Raw genomic sequence first — 25,372 nt, 5'->3', positions numbered from 1 at the left:
GTCGTGACCTACCGGGGGTGCGTCATGGGCGATCATCGCGATGCAACGGACCACGATGCATTCGTGATCGCGGGGGCCGGTAGGTAACGACCGTTGGTCGTTACGCCCCTGCGTATCGCACGGCCGAGCCAATCCACCGCTCCACCACCCGATCCGCTGCTTCCGGCGCATCGGCCAGCAGGCGCTCGGCCAGCGCATGCACGCCCGGCAACAGGTCGGCGTCGCGCGCCAGGTCGGCCATGCGAAAGCCGGCCAGGCCGGTCTGGCGGGTGCCCAGCAGCTCACCCGGGCCGCGCAGCTCGAGGTCCTTTTCGGCGATCAGGAAGCCATCGTTGGTCTGCCGCATGGTTTCCAGCCGCTCGCGCGCCATCGCCGACAGCGGGGCCTGGTAGAGCAGCACGCACCGCGACACCGCCGAGCCGCGCCCCACCCGCCCGCGCAGCTGGTGCAGCTGCGCCAGCCCGAGGCGCTCGGCATTCTCGATCACCATCAGCGAGGCGTTGGGCACGTCCACACCCACTTCGATCACCGTGGTGGCGACCAGCAGGTCGATGGTGCCGGCCTTGAACGCGACCATGGTCGCCAGCTTCTCGCTCGCCTTCAGCCGCCCATGCACCAGCCCCACGCGCACGCCGGGCAGTAGCGCCTGCAGCGATTCGAAGGTGGCCTGGGCCGGGGTGGCGTCGAGCTCCTCGCTCTCCTCGATGAGGGTGCACACCCAGTACACCTGGCGGCCCTCGCGGCAGGCCAGCGCGATGCGCTCGATCAGCTCGGGGCGACGGTCGTTGTTGAGCGCCACGGTCTGCACCGGGGTGCGGCCGGGCGGCAGTTCATCGATGGCCGACACGTCCAGGTCGGCGTACTCGGACATCGCCAGCGTGCGCGGAATCGGCGTGGCGGTCATCACCAGCTGATGCGGCACGCTGCGCCCACCCGCGCCCTTGTCGCGCAGCGCCAGGCGCTGGTGCACGCCGAAGCGGTGCTGCTCGTCCACGATCGCCAGCGCCAGGTCCTGGAACACCACCGCCTCCTGCATCAGCGCGTGGGTCCCCACCACCACCTGCGCTTCGCCGTTGGCGACCTGTTCGAGCACCTTGGCGCGCGCCTTGCCGGTGACCTTGCCGGCCAGCCAGGCCACGCGCACGCCCAGCGGTTCCAGCCAGCCGCGCAGGTTGTTGAGGTGCTGTTCGGCCAGCAGTTCGGTCGGCGCGGCCAGCGCCACCTGCTTGCCCTGCTCCACCGCCAGCATCGCCGCCAGCGCGGCGACCACGGTTTTGCCGGAGCCGACATCACCCTGCACCAGCCGCAGCATCGGGCTGGGCCGCACCAGGTCGTCGCGGATCTGCTTGAACACCCGCTGCTGGGCACCGGTCAAGGCGAACGGCAACTGGTTGAGCAGGGCCTTGGCCAAGCGCCCCGGGCCGGCCAGCGGCGGCGCGTGGTGCGCCTGCAGGGCAATGCGCTGGCGGCGCAGGCTGAGGTGGTGGGCCAGCAGTTCCTCCAGCGCCAGGCGGCGCTGGGCAGGATGGATCCCGGCAGCCAGGGCGGCCAGGTTGGCGTCCGGCGGCGGCCGGTGCACGGTCAGCAGCGCGCTGCGCAGCGACGGCAGGGCCAGCCCGTCGAGCCAGCCGGCCGGCAACACTTCCAGTGCGTCGTCCTGCGGCAGGCGGTCCAGCGCCTGGCCGATCAGCCTGCGCAGGGTGGCCGGGCCCATGCCTTCCACGGTGGGGTACACCGGGTCCAGGCTGTCGCCCAGCGCCGGAGCCTCGCTGCTGCCGAGAACCTGGTAACTGGGGTGGACGATTTCCAGCCCCAGTTGACCCGGTTTGGGCGTGCCGAAGCAGCGCAGCCGGGTGCCGACCGCAAACTGCGCCACCTGCTGCTGGCGGAAGTGGAAGAAGCGCAGCACCAGGGTGCCCTGCCCTTCATCCTCCACCGCCACCTTCAGCGTCGGCCGGTAACGCATGCCGCGCTCGACCTTCACCACCCGCACATCCACCTGGGCGGCCACGCCGTTGCGCAGGTCCTGGATGCGGGTCAGCGCGGTGCGGTCTTCATAGCGCAGCGGCAGGTGCAGCCACAGGTCCTGCAGGGTGACCAGGCCTCGCGCCTGCAACTTGGCGGCCACGGCCGGGCCAACCCCGGCCAGCATCGCCAGGGTGGCTTCGCCGGCCGGCGCCAGCGCCGGGGTCGCAACCGACTTGCGCGCCACGTGGCGGGTCAGTCGATGACCATCACCGCGTCAACCTCGAAGTTCGCACCCTTCGGCAGACCGGAGACTTCGATGGTGGAACGGGCCGGGAACGGGGCCTGGAAGTAGTCCTGCATGACTGCATTGACCTTGGCGAATTCGGCCAGGTCGGTCAGGTACAGGCCCAGGCGCACGACCTTGTCCAGCGAACCGCCGGCGGCTTCGGCCACGGCCTTGAGGTTGTCGAACGCGCGGCGGGCCTGCGCTTCGATGTCACCGGTGCCGACGATGTCGCCGGTGGCCGGGTCCAGCGGAATCTGGCCGGAGAAGTACACGGTGTTGCCCGCGCGCACGGCCTGCGAATACGGACCAATCGCGGCGGGTGCCTTTTCGGTGTTGATGATCTGGCGGGACATGGGGCGTCCTTCAAAACGAGAGAGCCGCTATTGTATCGGTTCCGGCTGTTTGGGCGGTCGGTTGGTGACGGACCACAAGGACACGCATGGCGTGTCGCTACGCCACGATCGCCGCGTAGGGACACGCCATGCGTGTCCACGCGGTGCCGGAACGCCGGTTATTGGCGCCGGACCGATTGCACCACCGACAGACGCCGCAGGCGACGCATCACCTCGGCCAGGTGGTTGCGGTCGCGCACCTGGATGTTGAACGCCAGCACCGCGGCGTTGAAGTCGCGGTCCAGGTAATCCACCCGTTCGATGTTCGAATGGCTCTGCGCGATCGCCGCCGCCAGCTGGGCCAGCACGCCGGTGCCATTTTCCACTTCGACCACCAGCGCGGTGTCGTAGTCGCCCGACACGGTGGTGTCCCAGCCAATCGGCACCCAGCGCTCCGGCGACTTGCGCAGCTCGGCCAGGTTCGGGCAGTCCAGGCGGTGCACCACGATGCCCTTGCCGGCGGTGTGGTAGCCCATGATGTCGTCGCCGGGAATCGGCTGGCAGCAGTTGGCGAAGGTGACCACGCCGCGCTCGCTGCCGTTGATCAGGATCTTCTCCTGCGAATGCTTGGAATGCGCACCGCCACGCAGCTCGGCGTAGGCCATCAGCGCCTGCGCCGCCTGGTTGGGCATCCAGTTGCCCAGCGCCACCTCGGCCAGCAGTGCCTCCAGGCGCGGGTAGCGGTGTTCGGCCAGGAACGCGTCCAGCCGGCCCTTGGGCAGGCGTTCGAGCGAACTGTCCATCGCCTCCAGCGCGCGGTCGAGCATGCGGTGGCCCAGCTGCACCGCGTCTTCGTGCTCCAGCTGCTTGAGCTGGTGGCGGATCGCGGTGCGGGCCTTGGAACTGACCACGAACTCCAGCCACTGCGGCTTGGGCGTGGCCGAGCGCGCGGTGATCACTTCCACGGTCTGGCCACTGACCAGCTTGGTGCGCAGCGGCACCAGCTTCTTGTCCACGCGCGAAGCCACCGCCATGTTGCCCACGTCGGTATGCACCGCATAGGCGAAGTCCAGCGCGGTGGAGTTGCGTGGCAACGCCAGGATCTTGCCCTTCGGGGTGAACAGGTAGACCTCGTCCGGGAACAGGTCGACCTTCACGTTGTCCAGGAATTCCAGCGACGAACCGGCGGCGCGCTGCGAATCGATCAGCTCCACGATCCAGGCATGCGCGCGGCTCTGCGCGCTGTTGGGCGTATCGCCGCCGAATTTGTAGGTCCAGTGCGCGGCCACGCCACGTTCGGCGATGAGGTCCATTTCCTCGGTGCGGATCTGCACTTCGATCGGCGAACCGTATGGCCCGAACAGCACCGTGTGCAGCGACTGGTAACCGTTGGCCTTGGGGATGGCGATGAAATCGCGGAAGCGCCCGTCCAGCGGTTTGAACGTGGCATGCACCGCGCCGAGCGCGTGGTAGGCGTTGGGCACGCTGCGCACCACCAGCCGGAAGCCGAACACATCCATGACCTGGTCAAAGGATTTGTTCTCGTCGCACATCTTGTTGTAGATGCTCCACGGCGTCTTGATCCGGCTCACCAGCCGGTGTTCAAGCCCTTCCTTGGCCAGGCGCTGCGAAAGCTGCACCTCCACCTGCGCCATCGCCTCGCGGCGCACCACCGGCTGGCTACGGATGTGCTTTTCCAGGATCGCGTGACGCCACGGATACAGCGCCTTGAACCCGAGGTTCTGCAGCTCGCTCTTGACCAGGCTCATGCCCAGCCGCTGCGCGATGGGTGCGTAGATCTCCAGGGTTTCGCGGGCGATGCGGCCGCGCGCCTCACGGCTCTGCGCGCCCAGGGTGCGCATGTTGTGCAGGCGGTCGGCGAGCTTGATCATGATCACGCGCAGGTCGCGCGACATCGCCAGCAGCATCTTGCGGAAGCTCTCTGCGGCCGCTTCCTGGCGGTCGCGGAACTTCAGCTTGTCCAGCTTGGTGACGCCGTCGACCAGCTCGGCCACCGCCTCGCCGAACTCGGCGGCCAGCGCCTCGCGCGTCAGCGGGGTGTCTTCGATGGTGTCGTGCAGGATCGCCGCGATCAACGCTTCCACGTCCAGCCCGAGCTCGGCCAGCACCTGCGCCACCGCAACCGGATGGGTGATGTAGGGCTCGCCGGACTTGCGCGTCTGGCCGGCATGCGCCGACGCGCCCACTTCCCAGGCACGGCGAAGCAGCGGCAGCTGATCGGGCGGCAGGTAGTGCGCCGCGCGTTCGAGCTGGAGGACGTAGTCGGGTACGGCCGCGCCGGGCGACGCGGCGACCTTGGCAGAGGGGCCTGGGTTCATGGCTGGAAGACTATTCCAGCCACGTGATAACGGCAAACTATTGCGACATGACCTGGCGTCAAATGCGTCACGACCAACGGTCGTGCCCTACCGCGTCATATACAACATTGCATTCCGGCGCCCAGAAATGCAGACAGCCCGCACATGGCGGGCTGTCTGCAGCAACAACGAATGATCGTGGGCGATCAGTCGTCGTTCTTGGACATGTCTTCGTCGGCAACGACTTCCGCCGCGGCCCACTCCAGCGCTTCACGCTCGGCACGCTCGCGCTCGGCCTTCTCGACTTCGTCGATCAGGGCGTTGTCGATCTTGCGGGCGGCAATTTCGCGCAGCGCCAGCACGGTCGGCTTGTCTTCGGTTTCGCTGTTGTCCAGGGTGGCCTGGACGCCATTGGCCAGCTGACGGGCGCGCTTGGACGCCATCATGACCAGTTCGAAACGGTTGTTCACGACTTCCAGACAATCTTCTACGGTGATGCGGGCCATGCGGGCTCCCGGCAGCCGGTAAGGGCTGCTCAATCGAATGAGGGAAAGGGGACGGATTGTACCGGCGGGGGCTGGACAAAATCAAGCCAACCCGCTACCCGCCCCTTGTGAATCAGTCAGTTGCCGCCGAATCCTGGGTCAACAGGGCCTGGATGAGGCCCGCGTGGCGGACCTTCTGGGCCTCCCGGCGCAGGCGGCTGGCCGTGAAGATGGCGCACAGCTCGTCCACGGCCGTCTCGAAGACCTCGTTGACGATGACGTAGTCGAAGTCATTGAAGTGCAGCATTTCCTCGCGCGCGGCCGACAGCCGCTGGGCGATCACCGCCTCGCTGTCCTGCCCGCGCTTGCGCATGCGGTCCTGCAGCGCCTGCTTGGAGGGCGGCAGGATGAACACCGTCACCGTACCGGGCACCAGCTGGCGCACCTGCTGGGCGCCCTGCCAGTCGATCTCCAGCAGCACGTCCTGGCCGGCCGACAGCTGTGGCTCGACCGACTGGCGGGCGGTGCCCTTCCAGTCGCCATGCACCCAGGCATGTTCGAAGAAGTCGCCGGCGGCGATCATCCGCTCGAACTCGGGGGCGCTGACGAAGTGATAGTGCTCGCCGTTCACTTCACCCGGGCGCATGGCGCGCGAGGTGAACGAGATCGACAGCGCGATCTGCGGGTCGCGCGCCAGGGTGGCGTTGACGATGCTGCTTTTGCCGGCGCCGGAGGGCGCGGCCACGATGTAGAGAGTGCCGCGGGCCGTTTCCGCGCTCTGGACGGGCTGGCTGCTCATTCGATGTTCTGCACCTGTTCGCGGATCTGGTCGATCAACACCTTCAGCTCGACCGCGGCGTTGGAGGTGCGGCTGTCTACCGATTTGGAGCCCAGGGTGTTCGCCTCGCGGTTGAACTCCTGCAGCAGGAAGTCCAGGCGGCGGCCGACCGGCTCGCGCTGGGTGAACACCCGGCGGATCTCGACGATATGGCTGCGCAGGCGGTCCAGCTCTTCATCCACGTCCAGCTTCTGCAGCCACATCACCAGTTCCTGCTCGGCGCGGCCGGGGTCGACCGGGTGCGGCAGGTCGGCCAGGCGGGCGGCCAGCTTGGCGCGCTGGCCCTCGCGGATGAGCGGAATCAGGGTGGTGACCTCGGCGGCGATGCGCTCCACGCCATCGACCCGTTCCTGGATCGCGGCGGCCAGCTTGTCGCCCTCGCGCTCGCGGGCGGCGACGAAGCCGTCCAGGGTCGCTTCCAGCAGCGCCAGCGCCTCGGCGTGCAGTGCGGCGGCATCCACCGCCTCGCCCTGCATCACGCCCGGCACCTGCAGCAGCTCGGTGAAGCTCACCTGCAGGCTGGGGAAGCCCGCGGCCAGGCGCGTGGCCAGCTCACCGAGCTGGCCCAGCAGCGCGTCGTTGACCACCAGCGCGCCGGTGACCTCCGGCGCACGCAGGCGCACGACCAGATCGATCTTGCCGCGGCTGCAGCGGTTCGCGACACGCTCGCGCAGCTGCGGCTCCAGCGCACGCAGTTCTTCGGGCAGGCGCACGCCCACCTCCAGGAACCGGTGGTTGACCGAGCGCAGCTCACAGGCAAGCGTGCCCCAGGGGGTGGCGCGCTCGCCGCCGGCATAGGCGGTCATGCTTCGAATCATGGGGGTTTCCGGTGCTCTTAAAGTGCAAATGGTACCCTAGCGGTCTCTTTGCAGCCTCCTCGCCTGCCGGTCCCCGGTCCGGGCGCGGTCCCGCATCCCCCGTCTTACCGGAAGCCATCCATGTCCGATCCCCGTCCCAGCGGCCGCCAGGCCGACCAGTTGCGCGAAGTGCGCATCGAACGCGCCTTCACCCGTCATGCCGAAGGCTCGGTGCTGGTCAGCTTCGGCGAAACCCGCGTGCTGTGCACCGCCAGCGTGGAGAACCGCGTGCCGGGCTTCCTGCGCGGCAAGGGCGAAGGCTGGGTCACGGCCGAGTACGGCATGCTGCCGCGCTCCACCCACACCCGCAACGACCGCGAGGCGGCCCGTGGCAAGCAGGGCGGCCGCACCCTGGAAATCCAGCGCCTGATCGGCCGCACGCTGCGCGCCTGCGTGGACCGCGGCGCGCTCGGCGAGCGCACCATCACCCTGGACTGCGATGTGCTGCAGGCCGATGGCGGCACCCGTACCGCCGCCATCACCGGCGCCTACGTGGCGCTGGTGGATGCGGTGAACTTCCTGATCAAGCGCGGCGACATCAAGCGCAACCCGATCTTCGGCGCCGTCGCCGCCGTGTCGGTCGGCATCTACCGCGGCACCCCGGTGCTGGACCTGGACTACGCCGAAGACAGCGACTGCGACACCGACATGAACGTGGTGATGAACGACGGCGGCGGCTTCATCGAGCTGCAGGGCACCGCGGAAGGCCACGCGTTCCGTCGCGACGAGCTGGACGCGCTGCTGGCACTGGCCGAAAAGGGCATCACCGACCTGTTCGCAGCCCAACAGGCTGCACTGGCGCAGCCGTGAACCGCCGCATCGCCCTGACCACCCTGGTGGTGGCCGAGTACGACGAGGCGATCGCCTGGTACACGGGCGCGCTAGGCTTCAGCCTGCTCGAGGACATCGACCAGGGCAGCAAGCGCTGGGTCGTGGTCGGCCCGACCGATGGCAGCGCCGCGGCGTTGCTGCTGGCCCGCGCCAGCAATGACGAACAGCGCAGCCGGATCGGCAACCAGACCGGTGGACGGGTCGGCTTCTTCCTGCACACCGACGACTTCCACCGCGACCATGCCGCGATGACGGCCCGCGGTGTGCGCTTCCTCGAAACCCCACGCGAGGAAGCGTATGCCACGGTGGCGGTGTTCGCCGACCTGTACGGCAACACGTGGGACCTGCTGGAGCCCAAGCAATGAAACTGGTACTGGCCAGCGGCAACGCCGGCAAGCTGAAGGAACTGCAGGCCATGCTCGCCGGCCTGCCGCTGGAGATCGTGGCGCAGGGCGAGCTGGGCGTCAGCGATGTGCCGGAGACCGGCCTGACCTTCGTCGAGAACGCGCTGATCAAGGCACGCCACGCCAGCGCCAGCACCGGCCTGCCCGCGCTGGCCGACGACTCGGGCCTGATCGTGGACGCGCTCGATGGCGCACCCGGCCTGTACAGCGCGCGCTACGCCGGCAGCCCGACCAACGATGCCGCCAACAACGCCAAGCTGCTCGAAGCGCTGCGCGACGTTCCGCCCGAGCGCCGCGGCGCGCGCTTCTACGCGGTGATCGTGCTGCTGCGCCATGCCGACGACCCGCAACCCCTGATCTGCGAAGGCAGTTGGGAAGGCGAGATCCTGGACGAGCTGCGCGGCAGCCACGGCTTCGGCTACAACCCGCTGTTCCTCGACCCGGTGCTGCAGCAGACCGCGGCCGAGATGGCGCCGGACCTGAAGAACGCCATGAGCCACCGCGCCAAGGCGCTGCAGCTGCTGAAGCAGAAATTGCCGGCGCTGATCTGAACGTTCTTCGCCAACCGCCCCTGAGGAGCCGGCCAACGGCCGGCGCTACCGAACATGTCTGACCACCATTGCCACCCTGGCGAACACTGCGACCACGACCACGGCGTCATCCTGGTGCCGCCGCCGCTGTCGCTGTACGTGCACCTGCCCTGGTGCGTGCGCAAGTGTCCATACTGCGACTTCAACTCGCATGCGGCCAAGGGCGAGCTGCCGTTCGAGGCCTACATCGACGCGCTGATCCGCGACCTGGACCAGGACCTGCCGCTGGTCTGGGGCCGGGTGGTGAGCAGCGTGTTCTTCGGTGGCGGTACGCCCAGCCTGTTCCCGCCCGAGGCGATCGATCGCTTCCTGCAGGCAGCCGCGGCACGCCTGCGCTTCGCGCCGAACCTGGAAGTGACCCTGGAAACCAATCCCGGCACCGCCGAGCACGGCGGCTTCGACCGCTACCGCGCGGCCGGGGTGAACCGGATCAGCTTCGGCATCCAGACCTTCAACGATGAAGCACTGCAGCGGCTGGGCCGCATCCACGACAGCGGCGAAGCCGAGCGTGCGGTGAAGCTGGCCCAGGACGCGGGCTACGACAACTTCAACATCGACCTGATGTACGCCCTGCCGCAGCAGACGCTGGCGCAGGCCGAGCACGACCTGGAACGCGCCTTCGCCCTGCAGCCCACCCACCTGTCGCACTACCAGCTCACGCTGGAGCCCAACACGGTGTTCTTCGCCCGGCCGCCGCAGGGCATCCCCGACGACGACTCGGCCTGGGACATGCAGGAACACTGCCAGCGGCTGCTCGCCGAGGCGGGGTATGCGCAGTACGAGGTCAGCGCCTACGCACGCCCCGGCCGGCAGAGCCAGCACAATCTCAACTACTGGCGCTTCGGCGACTACCTGGGCATCGGCGCCGGCGCGCACGGCAAGATCAGCTCCGGCGCCGGCCAGCAGGTGCTGCGCCGCTGGAAGCACAAGCACCCGCAGACCTTCATGGACACCGCCGGCAGTGCCGCGGCGATCGGCGGCGACGATGTGATCAGTGCCGACCGCCTGCCGTTCGAGTACATGCTCAACCTGCTGCGCCTGCATGAGGGCTTTGCGCTGGACGACTTCGAGTCGCGCACCGGGCTGGACCGGGCGCAGATCGCCGCACCGCTGCAGGCCGCCATCGCGCGCGGCTGGATGACCCTGGACGGCGAGCATGCGCAGCCGACCGAGCTGGGCCGGCGGTTTACCAATGATGTGGTGGAGTTGTTCCTGCCCTGATTGCGGGTTTGGCTGCCGGGCAGAGTCCCGGCGCTGCTTGCCGGGCAGAGACCCGGCACTACCGGGAATTGTGTGAAAACGGTAGATTCTGTGCTCTCAGGGGAGCCGGAACCTACAACGGATGTCTGCGTCCGCACCTTCATCCCAGCCCGACATGGCCCGGTTTGCCGGGGTCAATGCACCGCCACGCGTGCGCCGCCTGTTGGCCACGCTGCACGCGCTGGCCGCGCAGACGCTCGGCAATCCGCTCAAGCTGACCATCGTCGAGCTCGAACGCGAGCTGTTCCGCGAGGCCGAGCGCGCGCCCAACAGCCAGATCCAGGCCGACATCTTCGCCCAGACCCGGCGCCTGCACGAGGTCAATTCGCAGTTTGCCCCGCGCTTCCTCGACGCGCTGGGCACCGCGCTGGCCGGGCTGCGCGAACCGCGCGTGCGCCACCTGCCCACCGCCTCCGCGCCGGTGCTGGCCACCACCCTGACCCTGGTCACCGATACCGATATCGACCGCGACATCGTGCTGGCCGACATCACCCGCCGCGAGGCACAGCGCTCGGCCAGTTCGCTGCAGTTGCTGGGCCAGCGCTTCGCGGTGCTGGCCGCCGGCCCCGAATTCGACGTCGAGGACCTGCCGTTCGGGCCGTACGTGATGTGCCGCATCACCCGCGACCTCGGCGAGCAGTTCGCGCTGGGCCTGGAAACCCAGCTGGCCCTGTTCCGGGTGTTCGACCGCCAGTTGATCGAGCGCCTGGGCGAGCTGCTGGAACGCGCCAACATCCTGCTGGCGCATGAAGGCATCCTGCCCGGCCTGGTGTACACGCCGTACCTGGCACGCTCGGCCACCACCCGCCGGATCGTGACCGGCCCCGGCGCCGACCGCGCCAGCACGACCGCCCCGCCCCGCGAGCCCGGCAGCATCGGGCGTCCGCTGACCGGCTGGAGCGGTTCGGCCAGCGCCAGCAGTTGGGCGCAGATGACCAGCGAAGCCATGGGCGCGCTGCCGGCTGCCGCCGAGCCCACCGGCGTCGCTGCGCCGGCCACCGCGCCCGAACCCGGCGCCGCCGCAGCGGACATGAACGCACCGGCGCTCTCGGCGCTGCATCACCTGCTGGATGCCGCACGCCATGCCCAGGGCGGCACGGTCGGCGCCGGTGCAGGGCCCGCAGCAGGCCCAAATACAGGCACGAACACCAGTGCAGGCGCCGGTGCGGGCCAAAGTGGCGGCATGGGCGGCACGGGCGTGGCCCAGGCAGCACCGGCCGGTGCTGCTACCGGTACAGGCGCGCCGGGCACGGCGGCGGCCGCGTCCGGCAACGCATCTGCGGGCGCCACGGCACCCGACAGCGGCGGGGCCGATCCCGCGAAGTCCGATGCGCCTGGCGCGGGCGAACCCCCGGCGCCCGTGGCCATCTCCAGCAGCAACCTGCACGCCACCCTGGCCAAGCTTCAGGCCCAGTCGGCCAGCCTCGGCACCATCCGCCGCAGCATGGCCGACCTGCACAACGCGCTGCTTGCGCAGATGCGTGCCGACCACGGCCCGCAGGCGGCACTGACCGTCAAGGACAACGACACCTTCGACCTGCTCAACATGCTGTACGGGCAGATCCAGCGCGAGGTGCGCCCCGATGCGGCGGCGGTCGACCTGCTCACCCGCCTGCAGGTGCCGGTGGCCCGCGCGGCGCTGTCGGACCCGGCGTTCTTCGTGCGCGACCAGCACCCGGCGCGCGAGCTGCTCAACGCGGTGGCCGAGGCCGGCGCCAACTGGCTCGGCGAAGACGACGTCGACCCGCAACTGGTGCAGAAGCTGGACCGGGCCGTGGACAAGGTGGTCGCCGACTACGAGGGCGACGCCGCCGTTTTCGAGGCGGCCAACGAGGATATCCAGCAGCACTTCCGCGCGCTGGCGCACAAGGCCGAACTGGCCGAGCGCCGCCACGTGGAAGCGGCGCGCGGCAAGGAGCGGCTGGAGTCGGCCAAGCAGCAGGCCGGTGCCAGCATCGAACAGCTGTGCGTGCAGACCGAGCCGCCGCGTTTCGTGCAGTCGCTGCTGAAGCAGGCCTGGTCGGACGTGCTGACCCTGACCCTGCTGCGCAACGGCGAAGGCTCGGAGCAGTGGCAGTTGCGCGAACAGGAAACCGCGCGCATCGCCGAGGTCACGTGCCAGCCGCCCGGCAGCGCCGAGAGCGATGTCGAGCTCGGCCAGCAGGTGGAGGCCGCGCTGCTGCAGGTGGGCTACCACCAGGATGAAGCCGCGGCGATTTCGCGCCGGCTGTCCACCCCGGGCGGCGAGGACGACAGCAGTTCGCGTACCGAGCTGACCGCGCGCATCCGCGCCCGGACCCGGCTGGGCGACCAGAGCGAGGGCGGTGAAACGCGCCGCGCCGCGCCGCTGGCGCGCACGCCGGCCGAAGAAGACTGGTACCGGCAGCTGCGCACGTTGCCGTTCGGCACCTGGTTCGAGTTCACCACCAACCAGCAGGGCGACCTGCGTCGCCAGCGCCTGTCCTGGTACAGCCTGATCACCGACAACGCGTTGTTCGTCAATCCACGCGGGCAGAAGGTCGGCGAGCATTCGCTGGACGCGCTGGCGCGGCTGATGGCCCACGGGCAGGCGCGCCTGGTCACCGAGGACAAGAGCCGCCTGATCGACCGCGCCTGGCAGGCCACGCTGCGCACGCTGCGTTCGCTGGCCGGCAACAGCACCCCTGCGGAGGCCGCACCGTGAGTACCGATACCCGGCGCGCCCCGCGCCGCCAGGTGGCCGAGCTGGTCCCGGTCACCGACATGATGGCCGAGGCGGTGATCGGCCGGCTGGGCAATGTGTCCGAGACCGGCATGCTGATGCTGGCGTCGGTGCCGATGAACGAGGACGCGCTGTACCAGCTGCGCTTCGCCATTCCCGGCCCGCAGGGGCACCCGCTGCTGCTGGACGTGGGCGCGCACCTGCTGTGGTGCGAGCAGACCCACGCCCCCGGCCAGGCCTGGGTCGGCTTCCGCTTCCTGACGCTGGCGCGCGAACACCGCGAACAGCTGCGGAACTGGATCGCGCAGGAAGCTTCGGCAGTCTGAGTGCCGGTTCCGGCACAGCACGCGCGGGGCGATTGCGGCAGAATCAGGGGCTGCATTCCGCACTGTTGAACGAGCCTCCCGCGATGAACCAGCCAGACCTCGCCGCCCTGTATTCCCACCATGTCCGGGTGCTCTGCCAGCGCGCCGACGAGGCGCTGGCGCGCGGCGGGTTCGACCATCTGGTGATTCCCAGCGGCACGCTGCATTACCAGGCGTTCGACGACCGCGACTATCCGTATGCGGTCAATCCGAACTTCAAGGCATGGCTGCCGCTGACGAAGGTGCCCAACAGCTGGGTGGTCTACACGCCCGGCCAGCGTCCGAAGGTAATCTTCCACCAGCCGTTCGATTACTGGCACGTGGTGCCCGACGCCCCCAACGGCTGGTGGGTGGAGCATTTCGATATCGAGATCATCCGCACGCCGGAGCAGGCGCTGGCACTGCTGCCGGGCGACGCGGCGCGTTGCGCGATCCTGGGCGAGCCGCAGAGCGCGCTCGGCGCGTTCACCCCGAACAACCCCGAGCCGGTGCTGCACTACCTGGACTGGCACCGCGCGTACAAGACGCCGTACGAGATCGCGCTGATGCGCCAGGCCCAGCGCCTGGGCGTGCGCGGCCACCGCGCGGCGGAGGCGGCGTTCCGCGCCGGTGCCAGCGAGTTCGAGATCCACATGGCGTACTGCAGCGCGGTCGGCCAGGACGCCAATGAGCTGCCGTACGGCAACATCATCGGCCTCAACGAACACGCGGCGGTGCTGCATTACACGGATCTGGGCCGCACGGCGCCGAAGCCGCTGCGCAGTTTCCTGATCGATGCCGGCGCCAGCGCATTCGGCTATGCCAGCGACATCACGCGCACGTATGCAGCCGCCGGGCACACCGAGTTCCAGGCGATGATCGAGGCGGTGGACGCGGCCCAGCAGCAGATGGGCGCGGGTGTACGCGCCGGGGTGGACTACAAGCAGTTGCACATCGATGCGCACCTGTCGCTGATGGGCATCCTGAAGGACTTCGGGGTGCTCAAGGTGTCCCCGGAGGCCGCACTGGCCACGGGCGTGAGCGCAGCGTTCTTCCCGCACGGCCTGGGTCACCTGATCGGACTGCAGGTGCACGATGTGGCCGGCTTCGCGGCCAGCGACCGCGGCGGGCGCGTGGAGCGCCCGCAGGGGCACCCGTATCTGCGCCTGACCCGCACGCTGGAACCGGGCATGGTGGTCACGATCGAACCGGGTCTGTATTTCATCGATATGCTGCTGGACGAGGTGAAGCAGCGCGGCCAGGCCGACAGCATCGACTGGGCCCGCGTGGACTTCTTCCGCCCTTACGGCGGCATCCGCATCGAAGATGAGGTGCTGTGCACCGAAGGCGACGCGGACAACCTCACGCGCCCGGAATTCGCGCAATAACGGCGGCGGACCGGCCGGGGTTTTACCGACGCGAACCGACCGGAAACGACGGGGACCGACGGGGACCGACTGGGACCGACCGGAAACGACTGGAAACGACTGGGTAGAGCCGACTGTTAGTCGGCTGCTCTTGCCAGCAGCTCGTAGAGCCGGGCTATGCCCGGCTGCTTCATGCATCTGTGCGAACAGCCGTTGGCTCAATCATGCTCTGAGCTGGGCCGGCGGGTGCGGGTTTGCGGGACACGCCGTGAATACGTCCGTGTAGGCTTGTAGAAAACATCCATGTTTTCTACAGTCCCGCAAACCCGCCCCCGCCGACCCTCGACGGTGTGTTGGCGGCCACGGGAAGATCAACGGCGGCGCAGATTATTTTCATGCGTTACCGGACGTTGGTTGGTTCCGTGCATTCGTTCGGGAACCGAATCTACCGGCCCAGGCCCGTGCGGCGTAACCGCCGCGTAACCGGCCCCAGACGCATTCGGCAAAGCCGCCGCGTAGGGACACGCCGCGCCCTATGAGCGGCGTGCGCCATTACGATGAACGCGTCGCCACGCGCCCGGGGGTATCCGCATCAACGGGGCATGGTTCTGTTGCGTGTCTGCTCTATCCGTCCGCACGCGCCCATCTATCGGGGGCGGCCGGCGGGTAGCCCCCGGAGGGACGCTCCAAAACATGGATGTTTTGGAGCAGCCTACAAGGACGTACTTGCGGCGTGTCCCGGAGCGGGGCTGCCCGACGGCCGCCCCCAGCACGTAACAACTGAAACGCTGCTCTTGGCGCGGTGCCAAAATCAGCGAGCAGCGTTCATTTCCTGCTCGATTTCATCGGCACTGCGCGCCAACGCCGCGGTCAGCACGTGATGCCCGCTGTCGGTAATCACCACGTCGTCCTCGGTGCGGATGCCGATGCCGCGCCAGCGCGCGTCCACGCTGCGGTCGTCGGCGCCGATGTACAGGCCCGGCTCGATGGTGAACGCCATGCCCACTTCGAGCAGGCGCGAGTCGCCCGCCAGGCGGTAGTCGCCTACGTCGTGCACATCCAGGCCCAGCCAATGGCCGGTCTTGTGCCGGTAGAAGCGCTGGTAATGGCCTTCGGCGATGTTCTCTTCCAGGTTGCCCTTGAGCAGGCCCAGCTGCAGCAGCCCTTCGGTGAGGGTGTGCACGGCCGCCAGGTGGCCGGCCTCGTACGGCACGCCCGGGCGTGCCTGGGCGAGCGCGGCCGCCTGCGCGGCACCCACGAGGTCGTGCAGGATGCGCTGCTCGGCAGTGAAACGGCCGTTGACCGGGAAGGTGCGGGTGATGTCGCTGGCGTAGCCGCGGTATTCGGCACCGGCGTCGATGAGCACCAGGTCGCCATCGCGGCTGCGCGCGTTGTTGTCGCGATAATGCAGGATGCAGCCGTTGGCGCCGGCGCCGACGATGCTGCCGTAGGCGGCCCAGGCATCGTTGGCGCGGAATTCGCGTTCCAGGTCGGCCTGCAGCTCGTATTCGTGGATGCCGGGGCGCGCCACGCGCATCGCCACGCGATGAGCCTGCACGGTGATGTCCGCCGCGCGCTGCATGAGCGCGATTTCCGCCGTGGACTTGAACAGCCGCTGCTCGTGCAGCAGGTGGCCCAGCTCGAGGAACTCATGCGGCGGCTGCGCGCCGTGGCGCACCTGCGCACGCACTTGGTTCACCCAGCCGATCAGCTTGAGGTCGAAGTCGGCGTCGCGGCCGAAGTGGTAATACACCCGCGAACGCCCTTCCAGCAGGCCGGGCAGGATGTCGTCCAGGTCGTCGATCGGGTAGGCATCGTCCATGCCGTAGCGCGCCACTGCGCCCTCCTGGCCGGCGCGCGCACCGTCCCAGGCCTCGCGGTCGGCATCGCGCTCGCGGCAGAACAGGATGACCTCGCCGTGGCGACGGCCCGGTATCAACACGAGCACCGCGTCGGGCTCCGGGAAGCCGCTCAGGTACCAGAAATCCGAGTCCTGGCGGAACGGATAGTGGGTGTCCAGGCTGCGCACGCGCTCGGAAGCGGCCGGCAACACCAGGATGGCGTCATCGCCGGCCATCTCCATCAACTGCTGGCGACGACGGGTGTACTCGGCGGCGGAAATACCGGTCAGCTGATGGATATCCATCTCAGTTCAGACGCTGCCGGTGGCGTGCAGCCATCACGCAGTCGCCATGCAGGATCAGCACGGCCACGCGGATGAACTCCTCGATCTCGGCCAGTGCATCTTCGTCGTCGTCGTTGCCGCTTTCGAAATCCTCGCTCGACGCCTGGGCCAGCTTGGCCAGGTCATTGAGCGCTTCGTCGCCCTCTTCGGACAGGGTCGGACGCTGCTGGCCGGCGCCCAGGCCGAAACCGCCCAGGAACGCGCGCGCCCAGGTGAACAGCGCGTCGGCCTGCGCGGCGGTGTCGCCCGCATCGCTCAGCAGCAGCTCGAAGGCGAAGTCGCGGTCTTCCAGCTGCGCAACGCTGGCGCCCAGCAGGCGGTCCAGGGCATCGCCCTCGACGGGCGTGGGCAGGCTGTCGTCGGCCAGCACCCGTGCCGGCCATTCACGCACGGGCGCGCCGCCGGCGGAAAGCCAGCCGCACAGGCCGCCATGCAGCTCGGCGGCATTGGCGCCCAGGCCCGCGGCCTGGCTGGCCTGGTTTACGTCGTTGACACTCGGAAGTTCGGTCATCTTGGGGCTCGATCAGGTGGGGTGCCGGCGCGGCCGGCAACCACGGGTTGGCAGTATCCCAGTGTATCAATCCGTTCCCCTTCATTATTCGCTTGACCGCCTCTACTCCCCTTGCCTATCGTGCCGGACATGGAACCCGCCGATGCCATCGCCCAATTGCAGGCCTTCGCCTCCCGGGTGGAGGCATTGCTGGAGCGCAACCAGCGCCTGGCCGAGGAAAACCGCAGCCTGCGCCACCAGCAGGAGCAGTTGGTCGCCGAACGCTCGCAGCTGCTGGCCAAGAACGAGCAGGCCCGCTCCCGGGTGGAAGCGATGATCACCCGGCTCAAATCCCTGGAGCAGCACACATGAGCCAGACCGAACCGGTCAGCGTCCGCATCCTGGATCGTGAGTACACCGTGGGCGTGGGCGCCGAAGAGCGCGAAAGCCTGACCGCCGCCGCCCGCCTGCTCGACGCCAAGATGCGCGAGATCCGGGGCAGCAACCGCATGGCCGCCGTGGACCGCGTGGCCGTGCTGGCCGCGCTGAACCTGGCCCATGAGCTGCAGCAGCTGCGCGACGACCACGTGCGCCAGGCGGCCGCCTTGCAGCAGACGCTGGCCGATCTGAACAGGCGATTGGATCGGGCGATTGATGGCGCGTGATCCACACGCGCATTTCATTGATCTGAATTGGCATGTAATCCGACCGACGAACGGGGTATCCGAACCGGCACGGATGGCTATAATGGCCGTGCGTTCTCTGCTGTGAACGACGGCGTGTGCAAACATTCGCCTTGTCCCTTAATTACGACCACGGGTGCGCGACGTCGCCGGGAGTGCAAGTCCGCCTTGTAGCGGGAAGCCCAATGGAGGCCCAGCGTACCCACTTGAACCCCGGGTTCAAGGTCGTTTCGCACGCATCGTCACCGCGGAGAATGCAGTATTCCTGCAAGAGCGACGTTCCATCGGGACGTCGCTCTTGTTTTATCCGCTGACCGGAACCCGGCATGACCGACCCGCGCTCCGCACTGCGCCAGCAGTTGCGCCAACGCCGCCGCGACATCCTCCCCGCGCAGCGCCTCGCTGCTGCCGAGCAGCTGGCCGACGCCCTGCTTGCACTGCCGTTCGCACCCACCCACGGCCACGTGGCCGGCTACTGGGCGCTGGATGGCGAGATCGCCCTGCACCGCTGGCAGATGCGCCTGCCCGATACCGCCATTTACTGCCTGCCGGTGCTTGCCGGAGAGACGCTGCGCTTCGCGCCGTGGCGCCCGGGCCAGGCGCTGACCGCCAACCGCTTCGGCATTCCCGAACCCGACATCGCCCTGGACGACACCCTCGCGCCCGAGCAGATGACGCTGGTGGTGGCGCCGCTGGTGGGCTTCGACGCGCAGTGCCGGCGGCTGGGCATGGGAGGCGGCTGGTATGATCGCAGCTTCGCATTCCGCCAGCAGCGCCCGGCTCCGCCGTGGCTGGCCGGGGTCGGTTTCGCGGCACAGCAGGTCGACGACCTGCCGGTGCAGCCGTGGGATGTCGGCGTGGATGCGATCTGTACCGAGGCCTCCACCCTTTTCCCCGCGATAGAACCCGCATGACCGCACGCAAGCGTTACTGGCTGATGAAGTCCGAACCGGACGCCTTTTCCATCGATGACCTGCAGCGCGTGGGCCAGGAACCCTGGAACGGCGTGCGCAACTACCAGGCGCGCAACTTCATGCGCGATGGCATGAAGGTCGGCGACGGCATTCTGTTCTACCACTCCAATACCAAGGTGCCCGGCATCGTGGGCACCGCCACGGTCGCCACCGAGGCGTATCCGGACGAGACCCAGTTCGATCCGAAATCAGACTATTACGATCCCAAGGCCACCCGCGAAACGCCACGCTGGCTGCTGGTGGACGTGGCCTTCGAGCGCAAACTGCGCGGCACCATTTCGCTGGACGAGATCAAGCTGCATGGCGACGCGCTGGGCGAGGGCTTCCCCTTGATCGCGCGCGGCAACCGGCTGTCGATCCTGCCGGTGACCGCGGCGCAGTGGAAGCTGCTGCTGTCGCTCGAAAAACACTGACCTTTTCCTTCACGAGTTTCCCGCCATGTCCGAAGCCAAACGCCTTGCCGCAGAAAAAGCCCTGGAATACGTCGAAGACGGCATGATCGTCGGCGTCGGCACCGGTTCCACCGTTGCCTACTTCATCGACGGCCTGGCCCGCATCAAGCACCGCATCAAGGGCGCCGTGTCCAGCTCGGACCAGAGCACCGCGCGGCTGAAGGAGCACGGGATCGAGGTGCTCGAACTGAACCACACCGGCGACCTGTCGCTGTATGTGGACGGCGCCGACGAGTGCGACGGCAACAAGTGCCTGATCAAGGGCGGCGGCGCCGCGCTCACCCGCGAGAAGATCATCGCCGAGGCCAGCCAGCGCTTCATCTGCATCATCGACCCGAGCAAGCAGGTTCCCGTGTTGGGCCGCTTCCCGTTGCCGGTGGAAGTCATTCCAATGGCACGCAGCCTGGTGGCCCGCCGCATCATGGACATGACCGGCGGCCAGCCGGCCTGGCGCGAGGGCGTGGTGACCGACAACGGCAACCAGATCCTCGACATCCACCACCTGCAGATCACCGACCCGGTCGCCCTGGAGCGCGAGCTCAACCAGCTGCCCGGCGTGGTCGCGGTGGGCCTGTTCGCGCGCCGCCCGGCCGACGTGGTGATCGTGGGCGGCGAACCGCCCAAGGTGTTCTGATTCCCCTGGCCGGCACGCCCGTGCCGGCCCTACCGCGAGGATTGCGTATGCCCTTCATGCGTCTGCTGCTGCCGCTGCTGTTGCTGCTCACCCTGTCCGGCTGCGCCAGCGCCGGCTCCAACCACTGGGTGGAACTGGGCGGGGCCCGCTACCAGGTGGAACTGGCCACCAACGACGAGACCCGCGCGCGCGGGCTGATGTTCCGCGACGAGATGGCCGCCGACCACGGCATGCTGTTCCTGCACGACCGCCAGGAACTGCAGGCCTACTGGATGAAGAACACCAAGATCGCGCTCGACATCCTGTACTTCGACGAGCAGCGCCGGCTGGTCAGCCAGCAGCGCGACGTGCCGCCGTGCTCGGCCGGCGACCGCTGCCCGCCCTACCCCAGCAGTGGCCCGGCCCGTTACGTGCTGGAGCTCAATGCCGGGCAGGCAGAGAAGCTGGGCCTGCAGGACGGCGCGGTGCTCACCTTCGGCCCGGGCATCGCCGACCGGCCCTGAGCCGGCTTCACGCGGCACAGCTTGAATCGCGACGCGTTTGTCGCCAGTCTGTGTGCATGCAGGCGCGAATGACATTGCCGGCGTGGGACTCCCTGGCCGAACTGGACGACGAGGCGCTGCCGCTGTTGCCGACCGCGCTGCTGATCGCGCGGGACGAATACCCCGATCTGGACCCGCAGGTATATGACGCGCTGGTCCAGAGCCATGCCGACCACCTCCGCACGGAGGTGGACACGATCGAGCATTGGCCGCTGAAGATTGCCGCCGTGAACCGCCACCTGTTCGACGAACTGGGCTATGGCGGCGACCACGGCGAGTATTACGACCCGCGCAACAGCTACCTCAACCAGGTGTTCGAGCGCCGGCTGGGCAATCCGATCTCGCTGGCGATGGTGCAGATGGAAGTCGCCCGGCGGCTCGGCATTCCGCTGGACGGGGTCTCCTTCCCCGGCCATTTCCTGGTGCGGCTGCCGGTCGACGACGGCATGCTGGTGATGGACCCGTTCAATGGTGGGCGCCCGCTGGATGTAGAGGAACTGCGTGAACGCGCGCGCTCGCATCTGGGCGGCGAGGTGCCCGATGACCAGGTGCTGGCGCAGATCCTGGACGCCGCCCCGGCCCGCGCGATCCTGATGCGGATGCTGCGCAACCTGCACGGCGTTTACGTGGAACGCAGCGAATGGGACCGCGCGGCCCGCAGTGCCGATCGCCTGCTCAAGCTAGCCCCCGAACAGGACGACGCCCTGCGTGACCGCGGCCTGGCCTACCTGCAGCTGGACTACCAGGCCGGCGCACACCGCGATCTGGCGCTGTACCTGCAGCGCAACGGGCAGGCCAGCGATGCGCAGTGGGTGCGCGAGAAGCTGGTGGAAATGGGCGGGCGTCGGCCGCGTTTGCACTGAAAGAAATCACCGACGGGGTATGGGCGGCGGGGTAGAGCCGACTGTTAGTCGGCTTGGCGCGCAGCGCCGCGTTCCCGCGCGAAAGCCAAGCCGACTAACAGTCGGCTCTACCCCGTCAGCGGTTCACATCTCGACCATCTCGAAATCGTCCTTGGTCACGCCGCAATCCGGGCAGGTCCAGGTCTCGGGCACGTCTTCCCAGCGGGTGCCGGGCGCGATGCCCTCTTCGGGCAATCCGTCCACTTCGTGGTAGATGAAGCCGCAGACAACGCACATCCAGGTGCGGAAGGTGGTGGCAGTGGCGTCGGTCATCGGATAATCAGCGGCTGGACAGTACGGTCAATGGCCATTGTCCCACTCCCGCCGCCCTACCGGTAGCCATCGATGAACACCCCTCTTTCCCCCGCCGCGCCCCCGCGCGGCCTGTACCTGATCACCCCCGACGACGCGGACACCGCCCGCCTGCTCGCGCGCGTGGCCCCGCTGCTGGCCGGCACGACCTGGCTGCAATACCGCAACAAGACCGCCGATGACGGCCTGCGCCGCGAACAGGCGCTCGCCCTGCAGGCGCTGTGCGCCGGCCACGGCGTGCCGTTGATCGTCAACGACGACGCGGCACTGGCCAAGGAGGTCGGCGCGGCCGGCGTGCACCTGGGCGGCACCGATGGCGACATCGGCGCCGCGCGGGCCCTGCTCGGCCCGACCACCATCATCGGCGCGTCCTGCTATGACCAGCTGGCCAACGCCGAGCGCGCCGTCGCCGCCGGCGCCAGCTACGTGGCCTTCGGCGCCTTCTTCCCGACCACCACCAAGATCACCAGCAGCCGCGCCGAGCCGGCACTGCTGCGGCAAAGCGCCGCACTCGGCGTGCCGCGGGTGGCGATCGGCGGCCTGACGCCGGACAATGCAGGCCCGCTCATCGCCGCCGGCGCCGATCTGGTGGCCGTGGTCAGCAGCATCTTCGCCGCCGCCGACCCGGTGGCCGCCCAGCGCGCCTACCTCGCTTGTTTCCAGGATCCTTCCGCATGAACCACGACCAGTCCCACGCCCTGTTCACCCGCGCCCAGGCCCTGCTGCCCGGCGGCGTCAATTCGCCGGTGCGCGCGTTCAAGTCGGTCGGCGGCGAGCCCTTCTTCGTCGAGCGTGCCGACGGCGCCTACCTGTACGACGTCGACGGCAACCGCTACATCGACTACGTGGGTTCCTGGGGCCCGATGATCGTCGGCCACAACCACCCCGCGGTGCGCCAGGCAGTGAAGCAGGCGATCGACAAGGGCCTCTCGTTCGGCGCGCCGTGCGCCGCCGAAGTGACCATGGCCGAGACCCTCACCCGGCTGATCCCGTCGTGCGAGATGGTGCGCATGGTCAACTCCGGCACCGAAGCCACCCTGTCGGCGATCCGGCTGGCCCGCGGTGCCACCGGCCGCAACCGCATCGTCAAGTTCGAGGGCTGCTACCACGGCCACGGCGACTCGTTCCTGGTCAAGGCCGGCAGCGGCATGCTGACGTTGGGCGTACCGACCTCGCCCGGCGTGCCGGCGGGGCTGAGCGAGCTCACCCTCACCCTGCCCTACAACGATTTCGAGGCCGCCACCGCGCTGTTCGCCGAGCAGGGCGCGGACATCGCCGGGCTGATCATCGAACCGGTGGTGGGCAACGCCAACTGCATTCCGCCGCGCGAGGGCTACCTGCAGCACCTGCGCGCGCTGTGCACGCAGTACGGCACGCTGCTGATCTTCGACGAAGTGATGACCGGCTTCCGCGTCGCCCTCGGCGGTGCGCAGGCCCACTACGGCATCACCCCGGACCTGACCACCTTCGGCAAGATCATCGGCGGCGGCATGCCGGTGGGTGCCTACGGCGGCCGCCGCGAGCTGATGTCGCAGATCGCGCCCGCCGGGCCGATCTACCAGGCGGGCACGCTGAGCGGCAATCCGGTGGCGATGGCCGCCGGCCTGGCCATGCTGGAGCTGGTGCAGGCGCCGGGCTTCCATGAACGCCTGTCGGCTGCTGCCGCACGCCTGTGCGCCGGGTTGGAAGCGGCCGCGGCCGAGGCCGGCGTGGCGGTGACCACCAACCAGGTCGGTGCGATGTTCGGGCTGTTCTTCACCGACCAGAAGGTGGACACCTACGCGCAGGCCACGGCCTGCGACACCGACGCGTTCAACCGCTTCTTCCACGCGATGCTGGAACGCGGCGTGTTCCTCGCACCCTCGGCGTACGAGGCCGGATTCATGTCGAGCGCGCACGATGACAGCGTGATCGACGCGACGATTGCAGCCGCGCGCGAAGCGTTCAAGGTGGTCAAGGGGTAAGGCCGCAGATGGCGGCCGCGCGAGTCGCGACGTCCGCCGTCCCGCCGCCGAATGCGGCGGGCTGCAATGGTAGGGTCGCATCCCAATCGACCGCCGATAGGGGTGCCGAGGCCGGTGGGGCACGAACCTCGATCAACGCCGGTTTCGATTCAGGTCCATGCGTGCACGTGCCGATCACCGCCATCGGCAGTTGTTTGGGAACCAACCCTACCTCCCTGCTACCGGACGTTGACGGTTCACCCGAACACAAACCGGCCTTTCATCATGGCGAAATGCCCGGGGAACGAGCAGAAGAACGTGTAGTCGCCACCCTTGCGCAACGCGGCGGTAGAGAAGGTCACGCTGGTGCTCTGGCCGCCGCCGATCACCGCCGTATGCGCCAGCACGCGCGGATCCTTCTTCGGCAGGTAACTTTCGGCCAGCGTCATGCGCATGCCGGCCATCGCCACGGGCTGGTAGTCCGCCGTCTTCGTCAGCACCCAGTTGTGCCCCATCGCAGTGGCGGCGAGTTTGCCGGTGTGGCGCAGCGTCAGCTTCACCTGGCTGCAGTCGGCGGCTACCTTGATTTCCTTCTGGCTGAAGCTCATCTGGTCGGTGCTGTCCAGGCCCACCACACACACTCGCGCATGTGCGGCCGGGGCCAGCGCCAGGCCGGCAAGCATCACGGGAACAAGCAGTTTCACGGGGTTCTCCATCACTCGATGACGAAGATTCTAGAGAGCGACACCGCACGCGGGGTGCGACGGGATGTCGCAGCGAACCTGACAGTGCGGTAACGTCAGCCCTCGCCTCGCAGACGACTGGATCCATGCCGCCCCCTCTGGACTGCCTGTTGCTGGATTTCGATGGCGTGCTGGCCAACTACGCGCGGCATCTGCGCGTGCGCCATCTGGCCGACGCCTGCGGGCGCACGCCGGCGCAGGTACACGCGGCCTTGTTCGACAGCGGCCTGGAGCAGCAGTTCGACAGCGGGCTGGACAGTACCGCCTACCTGCAGCAACTGGGTAGCGCGCTCCGCGTCCCGATCAGCGTGGCGCAGTGGCAGCATGCCCGCATCGCCGCGTCACCGCCGCAGGCCGGCGTGGTGGAGCGCGTGCAGCGCATCGCACTTACCTTGCCGATTGCCATCCTCACCAACAACGGTGCACTGATGGCGCAGACCATCCCGCGCATCCTGCCCAGCCTGGCCCCGATGCTGGACGGGCGGATTCTGTGCAGCGGTGCGCTGGGTGGGCGGAAACCCGACCCGGCGGTGTTCCTGCGCGCGGTGGAACTGCTCGGCGTACGCCCTTCGCGCACCCTCTTCGTCGATGACCTGTTCGTCAACGTGCGCGGCGCCCGGGAAGCGGGGCTGCATGCCGACACCGCGGGCGACAGCCGCAGCTTCGGCAAGGTGATACGCCGCTACGGGTTGGCGTGATGCGGGGCTTCTGGGCGGGACCGACTGGGTAGAACGACTGGGTAGAGCCGACTGTTAGTCGGCTGTTCCAAATGCAGCGGACTAACAGTCGGCTCTACCCCGTCGGCTCTACCCCGCCGTTTTCGTCCGGCCTCAGCGCGACGCGATGAACGACTGCACGGCTGCACGGAGGCGCTTCAAGCCCTCGGCAACTTCCTCATCCGTAATGTTCAACGCAGGCACGAACCGCAGCA

The 25,372-nt window shown here is 68.4% G+C and carries 27 protein-coding genes and 1 other RNA gene; 18 read left to right on the top strand and 10 right to left on the bottom strand.

The window, feature by feature from the left end; genetic code table 11:
• Positions 1 to 100: 100 nt before the first annotated feature.
• From recG to ACREPD_RS16120, 6 genes are all read right to left on the bottom strand, one after another.
• Positions 101 to 2,212 (bottom strand): ATP-dependent DNA helicase RecG, encoded by a 2,112-nt coding sequence (gene recG / locus ACREPD_RS16145; protein WP_431600272.1) that lies wholly within the window; start codon positions 2,210 to 2,212, stop codon positions 101 to 103.
• 8 nt (positions 2,213 to 2,220) lie between these two features.
• The gene (locus ACREPD_RS16140) at positions 2,221 to 2,607 is read right to left on the bottom strand and encodes a RidA family protein (protein WP_431600271.1); all 387 of its coding nucleotides are present in this window, start codon (positions 2,605 to 2,607) and stop codon (positions 2,221 to 2,223) included.
• A 158-nt stretch (positions 2,608 to 2,765) separates the two neighbouring features.
• Complete coding sequence (locus ACREPD_RS16135; RefSeq protein ID WP_431600270.1) at positions 2,766 to 4,925, bottom strand: RelA/SpoT family protein; 2,160 nt, start codon at positions 4,923 to 4,925, stop codon at positions 2,766 to 2,768.
• Positions 4,926 to 5,110: 185 nt separating this feature from the next.
• Positions 5,111 to 5,410, bottom strand: coding sequence for a DNA-directed RNA polymerase subunit omega (gene rpoZ / locus ACREPD_RS16130; RefSeq protein ID WP_005410877.1), 300 nt, complete (start codon positions 5,408 to 5,410; stop codon positions 5,111 to 5,113).
• Positions 5,411 to 5,522: 112 nt separating this feature from the next.
• Positions 5,523 to 6,188 carry a guanylate kinase gene (gene gmk / locus ACREPD_RS16125; RefSeq protein ID WP_431600269.1) on the bottom strand — a complete coding sequence of 222 codons (666 nt, stop codon included), beginning with the start codon at positions 6,186 to 6,188 and terminating at the stop codon, positions 5,523 to 5,525.
• Entirely contained in the window at positions 6,185 to 7,045 is an 861-nt protein-coding gene (locus ACREPD_RS16120; RefSeq protein ID WP_431600268.1) for a YicC/YloC family endoribonuclease, read from the bottom strand. The genes gmk and ACREPD_RS16120 overlap by 4 nt, the downstream gene beginning before the upstream one ends.
• 120 nt (positions 7,046 to 7,165) lie before the next feature.
• On the opposite strand from ACREPD_RS16120, the gene rph reads away from it, so the two are divergent.
• From rph to pepQ, 7 genes are all read left to right on the top strand, one after another.
• Positions 7,166 to 7,894: a ribonuclease PH gene (gene rph / locus ACREPD_RS16115; protein ID WP_431600267.1), complete on the top strand. Its 729-nt coding sequence runs from the start codon at positions 7,166 to 7,168 to the stop codon at positions 7,892 to 7,894.
• Entirely contained in the window at positions 7,891 to 8,280 is a 390-nt protein-coding gene (locus tag ACREPD_RS16110; protein ID WP_431600266.1) for a VOC family protein, read from the top strand. Before rph ends, ACREPD_RS16110 begins: the two co-directional genes overlap by 4 nt.
• Positions 8,277 to 8,870, top strand: a complete 594-nt coding sequence (gene rdgB, locus ACREPD_RS16105; RefSeq protein WP_431600265.1) for an RdgB/HAM1 family non-canonical purine NTP pyrophosphatase — start codon at positions 8,277 to 8,279, stop codon at positions 8,868 to 8,870. Before ACREPD_RS16110 ends, rdgB begins: the two co-directional genes overlap by 4 nt.
• Positions 8,871 to 8,924: 54 nt before the next feature.
• Positions 8,925 to 10,130, top strand: coding sequence for a radical SAM family heme chaperone HemW (gene hemW, locus ACREPD_RS16100; protein ID WP_431600264.1), 1,206 nt, complete (start codon positions 8,925 to 8,927; stop codon positions 10,128 to 10,130).
• 121 nt (positions 10,131 to 10,251) lie between these two features.
• Positions 10,252 to 12,852 carry a DUF1631 domain-containing protein gene (locus ACREPD_RS16095; RefSeq protein ID WP_431600263.1) on the top strand — a complete coding sequence of 867 codons (2,601 nt, stop codon included), beginning with the start codon at positions 10,252 to 10,254 and terminating at the stop codon, positions 12,850 to 12,852.
• Entirely contained in the window at positions 12,849 to 13,196 is a 348-nt protein-coding gene (locus ACREPD_RS16090; RefSeq protein ID WP_431600262.1) for a PilZ domain-containing protein, read from the top strand. Before ACREPD_RS16095 ends, ACREPD_RS16090 begins: the two co-directional genes overlap by 4 nt.
• An 83-nt stretch (positions 13,197 to 13,279) precedes the next feature.
• Positions 13,280 to 14,602, top strand: a complete 1,323-nt coding sequence (gene pepQ / locus ACREPD_RS16085; RefSeq protein WP_431600261.1) for a Xaa-Pro dipeptidase — start codon at positions 13,280 to 13,282, stop codon at positions 14,600 to 14,602.
• A 790-nt stretch (positions 14,603 to 15,392) separates the two neighbouring features.
• On the opposite strand, the gene ACREPD_RS16080 is transcribed toward pepQ, so the two are convergent.
• Positions 15,393 to 16,721, bottom strand: a complete 1,329-nt coding sequence (locus ACREPD_RS16080) for an aminopeptidase P N-terminal domain-containing protein (RefSeq protein WP_431600274.1) — start codon at positions 16,719 to 16,721, stop codon at positions 15,393 to 15,395.
• Between the two features lie 7 nt (positions 16,722 to 16,728).
• Positions 16,729 to 17,277, bottom strand: a complete 549-nt coding sequence (locus ACREPD_RS16075) for a UPF0149 family protein (RefSeq protein ID WP_431600260.1) — start codon at positions 17,275 to 17,277, stop codon at positions 16,729 to 16,731.
• A gap of 129 nt (positions 17,278 to 17,406) precedes the next feature.
• Between ACREPD_RS16075 and ACREPD_RS16070 the strand changes: the two genes are divergently transcribed.
• From ACREPD_RS16070 to ACREPD_RS16035, 8 genes are all read left to right on the top strand, one after another.
• A complete protein-coding gene (locus ACREPD_RS16070) occupies positions 17,407 to 17,628 on the top strand; it encodes a TIGR02449 family protein (RefSeq protein ID WP_421569359.1) in 222 nt (73 codons plus the stop codon).
• The gene (locus ACREPD_RS16065; protein ID WP_431600259.1) at positions 17,625 to 17,921 is read left to right on the top strand and encodes a cell division protein ZapA; all 297 of its coding nucleotides are present in this window, start codon (positions 17,625 to 17,627) and stop codon (positions 17,919 to 17,921) included. The genes ACREPD_RS16070 and ACREPD_RS16065 overlap by 4 nt, the downstream gene beginning before the upstream one ends.
• Positions 17,922 to 18,012: 91 nt before the next feature.
• Positions 18,013 to 18,197: non-coding RNA, 6S RNA (ssrS, locus tag ACREPD_RS16060), on the top strand.
• Positions 18,198 to 18,265: 68 nt separating this feature from the next.
• The gene (locus tag ACREPD_RS16055; RefSeq protein WP_431600258.1) at positions 18,266 to 18,853 is read left to right on the top strand and encodes a 5-formyltetrahydrofolate cyclo-ligase; all 588 of its coding nucleotides are present in this window, start codon (positions 18,266 to 18,268) and stop codon (positions 18,851 to 18,853) included.
• On the top strand, positions 18,850 to 19,326 hold the full coding sequence (locus tag ACREPD_RS16050; protein ID WP_431600257.1) for an EVE domain-containing protein: 477 nt from the start codon (positions 18,850 to 18,852) through the stop codon (positions 19,324 to 19,326). Before ACREPD_RS16055 ends, ACREPD_RS16050 begins: the two co-directional genes overlap by 4 nt.
• A 25-nt stretch (positions 19,327 to 19,351) precedes the next feature.
• Complete coding sequence (gene rpiA, locus ACREPD_RS16045) at positions 19,352 to 19,999, top strand: ribose-5-phosphate isomerase RpiA (RefSeq protein WP_431600256.1); 648 nt, start codon at positions 19,352 to 19,354, stop codon at positions 19,997 to 19,999.
• A 56-nt stretch (positions 20,000 to 20,055) separates the two neighbouring features.
• Positions 20,056 to 20,502, top strand: coding sequence for a DUF192 domain-containing protein (locus ACREPD_RS16040; protein WP_431600273.1), 447 nt, complete (start codon positions 20,056 to 20,058; stop codon positions 20,500 to 20,502).
• 56 nt (positions 20,503 to 20,558) lie between these two features.
• Positions 20,559 to 21,404: a SirB1 family protein gene (locus tag ACREPD_RS16035; protein ID WP_431600255.1), complete on the top strand. Its 846-nt coding sequence runs from the start codon at positions 20,559 to 20,561 to the stop codon at positions 21,402 to 21,404.
• A gap of 123 nt (positions 21,405 to 21,527) precedes the next feature.
• Here the strand turns inward: ACREPD_RS16035 and ACREPD_RS16030 are convergent, their stop codons facing one another.
• Positions 21,528 to 21,716: a rubredoxin gene (locus ACREPD_RS16030; protein WP_431600254.1), complete on the bottom strand. Its 189-nt coding sequence runs from the start codon at positions 21,714 to 21,716 to the stop codon at positions 21,528 to 21,530.
• A 72-nt stretch (positions 21,717 to 21,788) separates the two neighbouring features.
• Between ACREPD_RS16030 and thiE the strand changes: the two genes are divergently transcribed.
• Together thiE and hemL are read left to right on the top strand one after the other, a co-directional pair.
• Positions 21,789 to 22,433 carry a thiamine phosphate synthase gene (thiE, locus tag ACREPD_RS16025; RefSeq protein ID WP_431600253.1) on the top strand — a complete coding sequence of 215 codons (645 nt, stop codon included), beginning with the start codon at positions 21,789 to 21,791 and terminating at the stop codon, positions 22,431 to 22,433.
• Entirely contained in the window at positions 22,430 to 23,719 is a 1,290-nt protein-coding gene (hemL, locus tag ACREPD_RS16020; RefSeq protein WP_431600252.1) for a glutamate-1-semialdehyde 2,1-aminomutase, read from the top strand. Before thiE ends, hemL begins: the two co-directional genes overlap by 4 nt.
• Before the next feature lie 236 nt (positions 23,720 to 23,955).
• On the opposite strand, the gene azu is transcribed toward hemL, so the two are convergent.
• Complete coding sequence (gene azu / locus ACREPD_RS16015) at positions 23,956 to 24,414, bottom strand: azurin (RefSeq protein WP_431600251.1); 459 nt, start codon at positions 24,412 to 24,414, stop codon at positions 23,956 to 23,958.
• Between the two features lie 113 nt (positions 24,415 to 24,527).
• Between azu and ACREPD_RS16010 the strand changes: the two genes are divergently transcribed.
• Positions 24,528 to 25,139, top strand: a complete 612-nt coding sequence (locus ACREPD_RS16010; protein ID WP_431600250.1) for an HAD-IA family hydrolase — start codon at positions 24,528 to 24,530, stop codon at positions 25,137 to 25,139.
• Positions 25,140 to 25,372: the final 233 nt, after the last annotated feature.

The organism is Stenotrophomonas sp., assembly GCF_050737075.1.
In the GTDB taxonomy this organism is placed as follows: Bacteria; Pseudomonadota; Gammaproteobacteria; order Xanthomonadales; family Xanthomonadaceae; genus Stenotrophomonas.
The sequence above is the reverse complement of the archived record's forward strand: the minus strand, read 5'-3'. Positions and strand labels throughout refer to the sequence as shown.